This is a genomic window from uncultured Fluviicola sp., assembly GCF_902168135.1.
GTDB lineage: Bacteria > Bacteroidota > Bacteroidia > Flavobacteriales_D > Crocinitomicaceae > Fluviicola.
Genome location: NZ_CABHOL010000048.1, coordinates 42,619 through 56,006, shown reverse-complemented (window position 1 = coordinate 56,006; position 13,388 = coordinate 42,619). Strand labels below are relative to the sequence as shown.

Genomic DNA, 13,388 nt, shown 5'->3' with positions numbered 1-13,388 from the left:
AGGGCACAAAAATAGCACGAGGTTATTTTTATTCAGTTCCCTTTAATTTTAAGACCACAAGAATTCTGTTCTTATTGCACATAATTGTAAAACGACTGAAGTTTACAAACACATAGATAAAGATATTCTTGTGTACATTGTGGTTATTTTAAAGGCAGGCTCACCCGGATGGTGGTCCCTTTCCCGATCTCGGAATGCACCACGTAAACCTTTCCTTTGTGGTATTCTTTCACGATCCTTTTTACCAGTGAAAGCCCCAGTCCCCAACCGCGTTTCTTGGTGGTGTAACCCGGCTCGAAGATCGATTTGAACTGTTTGGGCAGCAATCCTTTCCCGGTATCGGAAATTTCAATGTAAACCCGTTCCGGAACCGTCTTGATCGTAACATCCAGCTTTCCTTTGGATTCCATGGCGTCGACCGCATTGCGGATAATGTTTTCCATCACCCATTCCATCAACGATTTATTGTGGCTGACCATGACCGGTTCGTCTGTGAAATGCGTGGTCATTTCCACTTTCTGCGAAATACGCGGACGCAGGTAATCCATCACATTTTGGACGGTGATGCGGATATCGCTTTGGGTTAAATGCGTTTCCGATCCGATTTTGGAAAAACGCTGTGAAACCACATCCAGCCGTTCGACGTCTTTTTGCATTTCGGCAATGATATTCTGATCCACATCCTGAGTTTCTAGTAGTTGGATCCAGGCCATCAAAGAAGAAAGCGGCGTTCCCAGCTGGTGAGCTGTTTCTTTTGCCATTCCGGCCCAAACCTGGTTCTGCTCTGCTTTCCGGAAAGTGCTGAACAGCAGGTAGCCGATGAAAATGAACAGACCGATGATCAGGAACTGGATGTAGGGGAAGAACTGCAGCTGTTTTAGTTCTCCCGAATTATCGAAGTACAACAGGTTTACCTCATCTGCACCAAAAGAGATCTTGATCGGTTCGTTGACCAATTCCAGGGAATGCAGCGTTTTCTTCAGGTTTTCCGGGGAAGTTTTTTCCTTCGGAAGGTTGCTGGAGATGAGTGAGTCATTGCTTTTGTCCATGAGGACTACCGGGATCAGTTTGGAGTCGTTGATCAATTCATTGTTGAAAGCGGTGATCAGGGAATCTCTCTCTTTTTCCAGTTGGATGGTGCGTTTGGTATCCGTGTAGAACGAAGTCATGGTCAATCCTTCCACCACTTCAATGCGGAAAGGTTGGTGTTTTTTCTCCCAAATGGTTGTCAGGACCAGCAAACTGTCCTCAAATTTCCGGATCAGTTCTTTTTTCGAGGCTTCCGGGTAGAGTACGCGCAGATCCGCCGTGTCAAAGTCGATATTGGTATAGCTGGAGATCTGGTTGCGGTCGTCCACCAAAATCACCGGGATATCCTTGTTCTCATCAATGATACTGATGGGGAAGCGGTAATCCGGGAAACAGTTGATATCTGCAGGTTCCTTGGAGATTTCTTTCGTGGCATCCAGGTACAACTTGATTTTCCGGCGTTCATACCCGCGCAATTGCCGGAAAGCACGATTGGTAAATTCGACCAGTTCGGCTTTTTTCTTGATGGCATCCGCCCATTGTTTTGCCCGCAGTCGTTCGCGGTCGGATACCTTTTGCACGGTTGAATTGGATACCCACAAAGAAGCAGCTACGGTAATCAGGGCGATCACCAGCAGCACGATTTTCCATTTCTGTTTGTTGGAGTATAAATTCATGATTTACGAATGTAATTAAAAACGGGGTTTTGATAGTTAAATTGTTTTGAGTTGAGAATGGACAATTGAAAATTGAGAAGGAATGATCAATTATGAGTCTCTGACTTGACAATTCAATCATTTATAATTGATAATTAAAGACCTTGTCAATTGTCTATTTTCAATTTTCCATTATTTAGCTTCATTCTGAATTAGTCATTTGGGAATAGAAAAACGCTTTTTCATTACTTTTGCGCGTGAACAACTAGAAATAAAAATGGCTGACTTTTTTTACCAGGAACCGTACCCGATCCAAAAGGATACGACCGAATACCGCAAAGTTTCTTCTGATTTCGTAACTGTTGAAAAGATCGGAAACCGGGAAGTATTGAACATTGATCCGAAGGGATTGGAATTCTTAGCACAGGAGGCATTGGCGGATGTTTCTTTTTACCTGCGAACTTCCCATTTGGAGAAACTGCGCGCTATTTTGGACGACCCGGAAGCTACGGATAACGACCGTTTTGTGGCTTACAACTTGTTGCAGAACGCAACGATTGCTGCGGAAGGACAACTTCCTTCCTGCCAGGATACGGGAACTGCTATTGTGGTTGGTAAAAAAGGCGAGGATGTGTATACCGGTGTAAATGATGCCGAATACCTTTCCAAAGGAATTTACAACACGTACCAGGAGCGCAACCTGCGTTATTCGCAAATTGTGGCTTTGGATATGTTTGAAGAGAAGAACTCGGGTTCCAATCTTCCGGCACAAATTGATATTTATGCAAGTCAGGGAGCGAAGTACGAATTCCTGTTTTTAGCGAAGGGTGGAGGCTCGGCAAACAAAACGTTCCTTTACCAAAAAACGAAATCATTGCTCAACGATGCTTCTTTGGAAGAGTTTATCAAGGAAAAGATCAAAGATTTGGGAACCTCTGCTTGTCCGCCCTACCATTTGGCATTCGTAGTAGGAGGAACTTCTGCTGAGGCGAACCTGGCAGCAGTGAAAAAAGCTTCTGCAGGGTATTACGACCATTTACCGACGGAAGGAAACATGGGAGGCCAGGCTTTCCGTGATCTGGAGTGGGAAAAGCGCGTTCAGAAGATCTGCCAGGAAAGTACGATCGGAGCGCAATTCGGAGGGAAATACTTTACGCACGATGTGCGTGTGATCCGTTTACCGCGCCACGCTGCATCCTGTCCGGTTGGATTGGGAGTTTCCTGTTCTGCCGATAGAAACATCAAAGCAAAGATTACCAAAGAAGGATTGTTCGTAGAGCAACTGGAGAAAAACCCGCGCAGATTACTGCCTGAAGTTCCGCCGCATTTGGAGCCGCCTGTAACGATCGATTTGGATCGTCCGATGGCAGAAGTATTGGCTGAATTGTCCAAATACCCGATCAAAACGCGTTTGAAACTGAACGGAACACTGATTGTTGCCCGCGATGCCGCGCATGCACGTATCAAAGACATGCTGGATGCAGGTCAGCCGATGCCGGAATACTTTAAGAACCACCCGGTATATTATGCCGGTCCTGCGAAAACACCGGAAGGAATGCCGTCCGGAAGTTTCGGGCCTACAACGGCGGGCCGTATGGATTCCTACGTGGACTTGTTCCAGAGCATGGGCGGAAGTATGATCATGCTGGCAAAAGGAAACCGTTCAAAAGATGTTACCAACGCGTGTCAGAAGTACGGCGGATTCTACCTGGGATCTGTTGGTGGTCCGGCGGCGATCTTAGCTAAAGAGAACATCCTTTCCGTGGAACTGGTCGATTTCGAAGACATGGGAATGGAGGCTGTGAGAAAGATTACCATCAAGGATTTCCCGGCGTTTATCATTACGGATGATAAAGGGAATGATTTCTTCGCGAATTTGTAGTCCTAACTAAATATGGTTCCACCTTTTTACCATTGCCGTAAAAAGGTGGAGCTAAGAAAAAGCGTAGCTTTTGAAGACGAAACAACGACAAACGTTAGTGCGAAAGTTGTGAGGTAGTCTAGGCGCGAGTAAACCGATCGACCTGTTAGCAGGTCATGACTCATTCAGCTTAAGCCATACTGGCTAGCTTCAGTCTTCACCAGCCATGGCTGGCTCTTCTCATAAACTCAGCTACGCCTCAAACAATATGAGAAATTTACTGTCATTTACTGCACAGGTGCCCGATCTTGTTCACCAATGCGCCATATTGAGATCCTCTAAGGGGAATTGTTTTATACTTCGAAGAGTGATTTTCAATCTCCCCCTTCGGAGGGGGAGAATCAGCGGCGGCTGATGAAGACGCAGCAGTGACAAGCGGCAGTGCGGAAACTGCAAGGTAAAGGGGGAGGATTTAAAAAGTATCCGTCTATTACGGATAATCCTTTTGTGTCAATGCAAAAGAACTTCGTGTGCCTGGTGGTAAAATACCCCTGATCAATCGATTTTCACGAAGTTTTGGCGTTTTGAGCCGTATTCGTTTGTCAATTGAACCACATAACTTCCCGGTGAAAGGTTTTGAACTTCCAGTTGGTTATCTGTGTCCGACAATTCTTTTGTCAATACGGTTGTTCCCATGGAACTATAGATCTCAACCTTACAGTTATTCAGGTTTTCGGCTGAAATAAAAAGATTCCCGCTCGATGGGTTGGGGTAGAGTTTGAAATCAGGAATTGAATACTCACTTACAGATAACAGGTCCGCATGCATTTTTAAGATGAAGATATCGTCATATAAAACGGACGTTCGTTCCTCTAATCCCGACCCACAATCAAAATCTACGGTTTCGATATACCAACCGGTGGAGTAAATGCTTCCGCTGTTGTCAGTAGCGATATCCCATAACAGATCATTGTAAAAGGGTGAGGTGTTTCCATAAGAGCCCGCCCAAACATAATCCCCATTTTCGTCCAGGTAAAGCAGGAAGACATCCACCTCTCCAATTGCTTCCAGGTTACTGATACCATTCCCGGGATCAAAATCAACCGTATCGCTGAACATACCGGAAATGACGACTCCTTTCTGTTGAAGCACATCCAATGCAATGGAATATTTGAAACCGTCATCCGAAAAGCCTTTTCCCCAAATGAAATCCCCTGTTGGCGTTAGTTTTAGTACGAAGAAGCTTGTGATATCACTGGAAATTAAAAAAGTACCTGTTCCGGGATCCAAATCAAGAGTGTCACTGTAAGTACCGGTGAGGTAGATTTCGCCGGTAGTTGTTGTGGCTACATCAACCCCTTTATTCGTGTACGGACCGTCGAAATGTTTTACCTGGTTGAAATCACCATCCGTTGTAAGAAACAAGAGAAACATATCGGTAGATAATGCCCCGGCGATCAGCTGGTTGGTGGCAGGTCCCGGATTAAAATCGACCGCAAGCTGGAACCAGCCGGTGATCAGAACTGTGTTTTGATAAACTTCCAGTGAAGTTGCCTGGTCATATCCGCTTCCTCCCACTCTTTTTGCCCAAACATAGTTTCCCTGCGGATTCAGTTTCTGGATGAAAATATCGCTGTTTCCGGAAGAGTTGCTGAGGTTTGCAGTTGCCGGTCCCGGATCGAAATCCGCAGTGCCGTAATAATAGCCTGTTGAATAAATATTTCCGGAGTTATCTGTTTTTATGCCTGTAATCTGATCACCGGCTATTCCTGAATCAGTAGGGCTGCCAAAGGATCTTGCCCAAAGGAATTGCCCGGCTGCATTCATTTTAACAATAAAAGCATCGGATTGTGAGGTTTGATTAGAGATAGTAGACGTACTGTCAACTGTTGGGAAACTGGAATTTCCGTTAAAGTATCCTGCAATGATCACATTGTTCTGATAATCGGTCGTTATTGCCGTAACATTGAATGAACTTCCGGAAGGGAATACTTTGGCCCAAAGGAGGTCTCCGGCAGGATTCAGTTTTTGGATGAAGATATTTCTCCCGCCTCCCGAAGACAGGTTTGTAACTCCGGTACCCGGGTCAAAATCAATTGTTCCCTCGAACATACCGGCTGCGTAAACATTATTTTGGTTATCAACAGCAAGTGCTTTTCCCCACTCACTTTCCGTAGTTCCATAAGTGTGTACCCATTCAAACTCGGGAGTCTGGGCAAAAGAAAGCGTTGTTAAAAGTGTTAGTGTTAATAACAGATTCAGGTGTTTCATATTGTAAGTGATTTATTGATAGAGCTAAAAATACAAATAAACAGGTGAAAACAGTTCATGTCGGAATATTTCACTCCAGGGCGGACACTGTGCCTGACAGGATGTGTTGTTTACGAGCCGGTGAGATTTAGTCCATGGATTTTACCATTTTCTGATGTCTTGATCCGGATTCATTCGTAAGGTTCACCACATAACTTCCCGGTGAAAGGTTTTGAATGTCCAGTTGAGAGTCCGTGCCGGATAACTCCTTTTCCAATACGATCATTCCAAGGGAATTGTAAATGGTAATCCGGCAGTTGTTTAAGCTCGCCGCTGAAATGAAAAGCTGCTGGCTCGCCGGATTCGGATAGAGTTTGAAGTCGTCCGGGGAATGGGAAGTAAGGGACAGGATACTTCCGTTCAATTTTTGAATATAGACATCACTCGGGCCGGAAGGACTAAGTATCTCCACTCCCGGTCCGCAGTCGAAATCCACATCTCCGACAAACAGCCCGGTGGAATAAATCCCGCCCAGGTTATCTACCGCAATCCCGCTCACATAATCATGGTCCAGGACTCCCTGATGCCCGTAAGTTCCCGCCCAGATGTAATTCCCGTCCTGGTCCAGGTAAACCAGGAATATGTCCTCTAATATGGAGGAGAAACTTCCGGCCGGGTTTCCCGGATCGAAATATACCGAGTCACCGAAAATGCCGGTTACCACGATTCCGTTATCGGGATGGTATGCCATGGATTGGCTGTATTTGTAATAAGTTCCGGGAAAGGTTTTCGCCCAGGAAAAATCCGCAGAAGGAGTCAGTTTCAGAATGAAAAAGTCCGTTCCGCCGGCTGGAGTAACGTAGTTGGTTCCTGTTCCCGGATCCAGATCAATTTCGGCATCGAAAATGCCGGTCAGGTAAATCGCACCGTTCGGATCTGTAGTTAAATCCACGCCTTTATCGTTGAATACTGAGCCGAATTGATTGACCTGGTTGAAATCTCCATCCGTTGTCAGGGATAAGAGAAAAATATCAGCATATCCCTGTGAGCTCAGTGAAGTAATGGAAGCGGAAGGGTCGAAATCGACGGTTTGCCGGAACCAGCCGGTTAGCAAAAGGGTGTTTTGATTGATGCTCATAGAAACGGATTCCTCCGTATCACCGCCCCCGATTTTCTCTACCCAAATAAAATCACCTCCTGGACTTAATTTCTGGATGAAAATATCCTTGTTGGAACCAGTTGCAGTTACAATCACTGCTCCCATGTTGCTCGGGTCAAAATCAGCGGCTCCGTAAAAATGCCCGGTGGAATAAATGTTCCCGGAAGCATCCGTTTTCAGTGCCTGGATCAGGTCGGGATCGCCGTCAGTGTCATTCGGATTTCCAAAAGATCTTGCCCAAACGAATTGCCCGCCTGGATTCAATTTCACGATATAAGCATCGGCCTGCCCCGGGGATGAGATGGTAGAAGTACTGTCGACAGTAGGAAAAACCATCGTTCCTGTAAAACGCCCCCCGAGAATCACATGGTCTGAAGGATCTATGGTGATGGAAGTGATAATGGTGCTGCTTCCCGCCGGAAATACCTTTGCCCAGATGAAATTTCCGTCGGGACTGAGCTTTTGGATAAACACGTTCGAACCTGCGCCCGAATTGATGTAGGCCGTTCCTGTTCCCGGATCGAAATCAGCCGTCCCGGAGAAAGTTCCGGTAACATAGACATTATTCTGGCTGTCGGTTGCAACTGCCTGGCCATTGTCGCTCTGCGGACCGCCCAGGGCATGTACCCATTCCAGTACGGAAGTTTGGGCGAACAGCATCCCCGATTGTGAGATCAGAATGATCAAAAGGAAAAGGTATTTTGTTGTGAGGGCTAGCTGTTTCATATACAGGGATTTGTATTGCAAGGTAAGAAAAAAATAACCGTAGTAAAAACGAATCATTGCGGACCGATGAATAAACTCAGAATCCATCCTAAAACACCCTCATCCGTTGTTTTTCTTTCAGAGTATCGTATTTGTCTCTGTATTTTCTAAAACTGTTGGCTGTTTGCAGGGATCTTTCAGGAAATTTCGTCTGAACCCAAAATTCCAAATCGTTGTTTTCGGTTGTTTCAGCGGCAAAGCACAATTTTACATCCATAAAGAAAAGGTAGAAGTTCTGAATACTTCCTTCCCTGTCTGACAATCTTATTTTCACCCAGTTATTCCACTCTTTGTGGGAAATAACCAAGTCATGCAGGTAATAGTTTTTGAGAAAATACCAGCTCGGAAATTCCCTTTTGAAGTGAATGGTTGTTTCATCTACAATGACTTGTGTTTGCGGGAAACCATGCTTCAAGACAACTACTGCCAGGATTCCTGTAATCAATAATCCATGGAATAGAATACCTCCAAAGCCAGCTGGTAACAGGAAGACCAGGATGATGTACCCAAAGAATACCGCTAAGAAACGTTTTACGAATCTGACGGTTATCATAGGTTTTGGTTTCATCATAGAATCTATTTACAGATTGCTTTCACTTTTGACCGGTATTGCTCCAGTTCTTCGTCTAAAACTCCCGGATCTACAATATCCAGCATAAATTCGGTATCTTCTACCGCTTGCTGGTAAAAAGGGCACGCTTTTTCGGGTTCTCCCCAGCCTTCGTAAAGTCCCCCCAGGAAAAACTGATACTCTCCATCAGGCGGACCACCACCGGCATTAGGATCATTCAATTTGAGGAAGATTCTCAGGTCATCCATCTTTCCCTGTGCGTATAGCGACTGGATAATGATCTTGTTGGCGAAGTAACAATCAGCCGGTTCGATCAATTTGGCTATTTTACAGTCTTTGATGGCCTGGTCGTATTTCTTCCAATCCTCGTAAAGACTGGCTCTTGCTATGTAGTGATGATTGTCATTCGGCTCCAGTTCAATAGCCTTGCTGTATAGTTTTTCAACCCTTGGATAGTTTACGGAGTCTGATTGTAAACAGCTTCCCAGGTTATAGTAAGCAGGTGCAAAAGTAGAATCTGCAGCAATTGCCTGTTCGTAGTAAGCAGAGGCTTCCTGATCCTGGTAGGGATTAAATGAAATGCCCATCAACCAATAAGGCCAGGGATCTTTTGGGTTGGTTTTGATTATTTTTTTCAACTCTTTTTGAGCATAAGAACCATCACCTTCATTGATATCATTCCAGATTTTCTGGTATTTCTCCGGTGGTTCCTGTGCGAAGCTGATCGCTGCGATCAGCACAAGGATGGATGTCAGGATTGTTTTCATACGAACAAAAATAAGGGATAATTTCGAAAAAAAACGTCACATTAACAGGATATGCCAGTGGTTGATTCATTGTTTTACAGATGCTTTATCCTATCTTTAATTCCATGAAATTAAACCGCCGCCTTTCCGGTTTAAGTCCAGCGGTAACGTATGGATTACTCAATGCGCTTGTCGGATTGATCGTTGCTTTTTATGTTTTCACCCAGGCAATTGGTGACGGATACGAGGTGCTAATGCTCGCGGCACCTTTGGGGATGTTTTGTATCGGGGCTTTGTTCTGGAAAGCAACCATGAAGAACGAAAAAATCGAGGCGGGCAGGATCATTTTCCTCGGAATACTGGTGGGAATCATTGCTCATTACCTGACGTGGATATTCGCCGGTATTTTCATGAACCTTTGCTACTGGTGTTTCGGCGGATGCACGGATTCCTTCGGAGATGCACCCGAAAGTATTTTCGGAATGTTCGCATTTGGAATAGTTCTGAGTTTTTTCAGTATCCTCTTTGTTGGCTGGATGACAATTGCAGGTTCTATTTTGTGCGGCGTGGTGATGTGGTGGATTGAAAAGAGAAAGCGATCCGGTCAGGAATAGGTTTGTTCCATATAAAAGGGATCGCCCTTTTGGGTTGGTGAACCAGGATTGTTTCGGACAACTAAAAAGACGACCGTTTTCGCGATCGTCTTCATCTCTAAATTACTTGTTATTCCGGGCAATTAAAGCTTTATGCTGTAATCGTCTCCTTCTTTGCTTTCTCCGTTCAGGCTCATTATTTTTTCACCTGCGTAAACGCGGTAATAAAGTGAGAATGTGTGTTTCCCCGGTTTGATGTTGGACGGAGTCTCACCGAAATTGTAATCAGGTAGTTCGTTTCCGTATTCTGAGATCAACCATGGCATGGAGATCCAGGCATCTGCGGAAGCTGAGGTGTTTTCGATTTCAATATCCACTTTTACAATGCTCATGTTTGAGCTTTCAGGGCTTGAAGTGCGGAACTTTTTCACTTTCTCGTCGTTTGCATTGTAAGTGATGCTTTTGATGGTGTATATTTTTGTCAATTGAAAAATACCATCTTCTACTTTAAATTGTGAGTTCAATGCGACTGTTTTCTCTTTCTGCTCATCCATTTTCTTCAAAGGAAGCATGTTTTTAGTTGACTCTTTGCTCAGGTCCATGTCGATTGCCGCCTCAGAAGAAGAAGCCAGGTACAGGTTCTCCAATTTGGAGTCAAGAGGAACACTGTAAACCGCAAAACCTGTTTGGTAAGTAGATGACATGCCTTTGAAAGATGGCCCTGCGCTCAATGAAACAATTGGACTGTAGGTTTTCTTTGCCGTTGCGTCAAACAATGCGATGTTTGTTTCAAGCATACCGATGTCGGTTTTAGAATCGGTTGACTGAACCGAAATTTCTATTTTGATCAGTTTTTCCTCTCCGCTGTTCGGGCTGTAATCCTCTTTCCCATCCCAATCATCCGACACGGAAGCCAGGGACATGATGTTGTATACCGGTTCTCCTTCTTCGTTGTTTTTCCCGTTCAGGAAGCCTTTTACGTTGGAAGTGTATGTTGTTTCTTTGTTTTCAGGAGTTCTGGAGCAGGAAGCAGCCAGGAAAGATACTCCGATAAGCAGGTAAAAAAGATTTTTTTTCATGTTGAAGGTAAATTTTAATACGTGGTAAAAGTAACTGCTGCTACAGTGTTTTCAATGGAATGCGCAGTAAAGTTCAGCAGCAATTCATATTCGCGGTGATTTGATTGGCAAGCGCTGGAAAGTAGGTGCGCGATTAATCGCGCACCTACGGTTATCTAGGTACCTGCCGGTTTGTTCTTTGTTGCGCCCGGGCCGTTTTTCCCGATGATTCTTCGTGCGGCTTTAGTGCTTCGACTTCTAATTGTTTCCACCTTTTTTCCATTGCCGTAAAAAGGTGGAGCTAAGAAAAAGCGTAGCTTTTGAAGACGAAACAACGACAAACGTTGCGCCTTCGCTGACCGGCATGTCGCCAAAGCTTTAGCGGCGGCACAAGCTACTGCGTAAGCGTTAGTGCGAAAGTTGTAAGGTAAGGTCTAGGCGCGGGTAAACCGATCGACCTGTTAGCAGGTCATGACAGAATTCACCTTAAACTCAGCGTTCCGCCTCAAACAGAAGGTGAATTTTCCTGTCATATCCTGCACAGGTACCCGATCTCGTTTACTAAGGCGCCATATTGAGATCCTCTAAGAGGAATTGTTTTATGCTTCGAAGATTTTAACTAAAAAAGGATCACCCTTTTACGGATAATCCCTGTTAATGATAAAAATAAACTTCGTGTGCCTGGTGCGCCTCGTGGTTAATTATACCCTTGGCATCACGCTCCGTTGTGGTTAAACTGCTGGCTTAGTACTACCCGGGCCGCTTTTCCCGATAATCCTGCGCGCGGCCTTGTAGGTCACGTAGAAGGGATTGTTGGTGCTTTGGAACAGGCTGATGAAGCGGTCGAGTTGTTCGATGAGCAGTTTGTTGAGCTGCTTTTCGAGTTCTTTGATGGATTTGGTCTCCAGCGAGCGCTCAATGATGGCCTGCCTCACACTGTTCTTGCGTTCTTCGATAAGTCCGGCATGGTCGCGGAATGCCTGGATTTGCGTAGTTGTAATCCCAAAATCGGGCAGGAAGCTTTCATATGTTTCCAGGTCTTCCAACAAGACCGTACTTAGAACCTGCAAGCGGTCTGCCGAAGTTCGTTTCAATAAAGTCAGCGACTCTTTGTGGCGCGCACGCAATGCCAGGTCGTTTGCCTGTGTGGCATACAGGAACAGTCCTTTTTTGAGCAGGCTCATGTCTTTGATCAGTTGATCCAGGAACACCTGTTTTTCTTCGCTGATTCCCTGTGTGATGCTGTTTTGTCCGGTGAGGCGGCTTCCCAGGTTATTTAGCAAGGTTTCGAATTGACTTACTACAGATACAATTGCCGGAATCCCGTTCCAGCTGCTTTGATGGTCCTTTACCACCGCGAGTACATTCTGGTACATCGCCATGTGGTGCAATGTTGACTTGTTCATGACTTCTATTTTTTATAGTATCGTAATACCAGTCGGGAATATTGTGCCAAAACACTGGGGGACAGTTGTTAACGCTCGTTAAATCAGGCGTTTTATTGAGTGAAACACTCCCGTGGTTTTTCAAAGTGTCGGTTTGAATTATCCTGTTTTTTTTGTTTTCAGGGACTTGTTTGGGATGTGCTCCGGCTTTGTACAGGGTGCACTCTGTCTTTGTATAGGGTGTATTCTGTCTTTGTATGGGGTGCACTTTGTGTTTGTATGGGGTTGTCTGCGGGTTTGTTTGGGGTGTGTTGTGCAGTTGCAGCACAGCTGCGGGGAGATGCTTGCCCTCATGTTTGGGTTTGTTTACGTTGGTGTGAGTGTTTGTATAGGGTAGGTTCTCGAATTGCGGTAGGTGAGAAGGGGGATGTTTGTGTGGGAGTGCTTTTTTGTTTATCGGGGTTATTGAAATGTATGGGGGATTGACTAGTAAACAGCAGAAAGCATACCTGCCAGATCAATCTTACTTTTTGGCATTGCCCCAAAAAGTAACAAAAAGGTCTAGGCCTGTATTCGAAGACTTGAAAATTAAGTTTTCCGGCACTGCCTGTACCCCAACTCACAAACGTCCTTTGCGTCTTTTTTTACAAAAAAGTCGAGGACTGAGTTCAAACAGGGGTTCGGCAACGCTCCAAAAAACAAATTTTCTACATCTTCAGCATAAGGGCCGGTTTTTAAATCCCCTAAGTTGATTTGTTTTTGGCTTCGGAGGATAACTAAAAAGGGATCATCTTCTTTGGTAATCCCTGTTAATGATAGAAAATAAACCTTGTGTGCCTGGTGCGCCTTGTGGTTAATTAAGCGAGCTTGTTGGAATTTATGGGGTAGTTGAAGGGTTTGCAATCAGTGTTGTCCGCTTAAATTTCCAACATCTCCTAACGATCCTCTTTGTCTCCCTACTTACCTTACAGTTTTCGCACTAACGTTTGTCACTGTTTCGTCTTCACCCGCTTTGCGGCCTCTTGTACAGGCCCAAAAAGTAGCAAAAACGCCTTTGCACAATTACAGCTTTCAGCCAACCTGCCGATCTTGATCAATCCACGAAAAGGCGGGATCAGGATCCAAAATGCAATCCTGTAGTTGTTTTGCAAACACTACAGGATTAGCACTTTTCGGGATTGATAGCAGATCGGCCGGCTGTCGCTTCTTCCAATAGATCTGAAGGACGGGTAATGATTGGAAAATTCTGTGCTATTCCTACAGGTCGTGTAATTGTGTGTTTTGGCAACTGGTATCGATCCGCCAAAAAGGTTAA

9 protein-coding genes are annotated in these 13,388 nt (G+C 45.0%); 2 read left to right on the top strand and 7 right to left on the bottom strand.

The window, feature by feature from the left end; translation table 11 throughout:
• Positions 1-143: 143 nt before the first annotated feature.
• A complete protein-coding gene (locus QZT69_RS16135; protein WP_294677180.1) occupies positions 144-1,706 on the bottom strand; it encodes a HAMP domain-containing sensor histidine kinase in 1,563 nt (520 codons plus the stop codon).
• A 256-nt stretch (positions 1,707-1,962) separates the two neighbouring features.
• Between QZT69_RS16135 and QZT69_RS16130 the strand changes: the two genes are divergently transcribed.
• Complete coding sequence (locus tag QZT69_RS16130) at positions 1,963-3,567, top strand: fumarate hydratase (RefSeq protein ID WP_294677176.1); 1,605 nt, start codon at positions 1,963-1,965, stop codon at positions 3,565-3,567.
• Between the two features lie 534 nt (positions 3,568-4,101).
• Here QZT69_RS16130 and QZT69_RS16125 read toward each other — a convergent pair.
• The 4 genes from QZT69_RS16125 to QZT69_RS16110 all read right to left on the bottom strand — a co-directional run bounded on the left by QZT69_RS16125 (position 4,102) and on the right by QZT69_RS16110 (position 9,058).
• Positions 4,102-5,817 (bottom strand): T9SS type A sorting domain-containing protein, encoded by a 1,716-nt coding sequence (locus tag QZT69_RS16125; protein ID WP_294677173.1) that lies wholly within the window; start codon positions 5,815-5,817, stop codon positions 4,102-4,104.
• A gap of 127 nt (positions 5,818-5,944) precedes the next feature.
• Entirely contained in the window at positions 5,945-7,681 is a 1,737-nt protein-coding gene (locus tag QZT69_RS16120) for a T9SS type A sorting domain-containing protein (RefSeq protein WP_294677172.1), read from the bottom strand.
• An 88-nt stretch (positions 7,682-7,769) separates the two neighbouring features.
• On the bottom strand, positions 7,770-8,273 hold the full coding sequence (locus QZT69_RS16115) for a hypothetical protein (protein ID WP_294677171.1): 504 nt from the start codon (positions 8,271-8,273) through the stop codon (positions 7,770-7,772).
• Positions 8,274-8,296: 23 nt separating this feature from the next.
• Complete coding sequence (locus QZT69_RS16110; RefSeq protein ID WP_294677170.1) at positions 8,297-9,058, bottom strand: hypothetical protein; 762 nt, start codon at positions 9,056-9,058, stop codon at positions 8,297-8,299.
• 104 nt (positions 9,059-9,162) lie between these two features.
• On the opposite strand from QZT69_RS16110, the gene QZT69_RS16105 reads away from it, so the two are divergent.
• Entirely contained in the window at positions 9,163-9,651 is a 489-nt protein-coding gene (locus QZT69_RS16105; protein WP_294677169.1) for a hypothetical protein, read from the top strand.
• Between the two features lie 122 nt (positions 9,652-9,773).
• Here QZT69_RS16105 and QZT69_RS16100 read toward each other — a convergent pair whose 3' ends face one another.
• Together QZT69_RS16100 and QZT69_RS16095 are read right to left on the bottom strand one after the other, a co-directional pair.
• Positions 9,774-10,709, bottom strand: coding sequence for a hypothetical protein (locus tag QZT69_RS16100; protein WP_294677168.1), 936 nt, complete (start codon positions 10,707-10,709; stop codon positions 9,774-9,776).
• Positions 10,710-11,419: 710 nt separating this feature from the next.
• Complete coding sequence (locus QZT69_RS16095; protein WP_294677167.1) at positions 11,420-12,094, bottom strand: hypothetical protein; 675 nt, start codon at positions 12,092-12,094, stop codon at positions 11,420-11,422.
• Positions 12,095-13,388: the final 1,294 nt, after the last annotated feature.

Coding starts and splice junctions, on each gene's coding strand:
- QZT69_RS16135 (WP_294677180.1), bottom strand. CDS start 1,706: ATGAATTTATACTCCAACAAACAGAAATGGAAAATCGTGCTGCTGGTG.
- QZT69_RS16130 (WP_294677176.1), top strand. CDS start 1,963: ATGGCTGACTTTTTTTACCAGGAACCGTACCCGATCCAAAAGGATACG.
- QZT69_RS16125 (WP_294677173.1), bottom strand. CDS start 5,817: ATGAAACACCTGAATCTGTTATTAACACTAACACTTTTAACAACGCTT.
- QZT69_RS16120 (WP_294677172.1), bottom strand. CDS start 7,681: ATGAAACAGCTAGCCCTCACAACAAAATACCTTTTCCTTTTGATCATT.
- QZT69_RS16115 (WP_294677171.1), bottom strand. CDS start 8,273: ATGATAACCGTCAGATTCGTAAAACGTTTCTTAGCGGTATTCTTTGGG.
- QZT69_RS16110 (WP_294677170.1), bottom strand. CDS start 9,058: ATGAAAACAATCCTGACATCCATCCTTGTGCTGATCGCAGCGATCAGC.
- QZT69_RS16105 (WP_294677169.1), top strand. CDS start 9,163: ATGAAATTAAACCGCCGCCTTTCCGGTTTAAGTCCAGCGGTAACGTAT.
- QZT69_RS16100 (WP_294677168.1), bottom strand. CDS start 10,709: ATGAAAAAAAATCTTTTTTACCTGCTTATCGGAGTATCTTTCCTGGCT.
- QZT69_RS16095 (WP_294677167.1), bottom strand. CDS start 12,094: ATGAACAAGTCAACATTGCACCACATGGCGATGTACCAGAATGTACTC.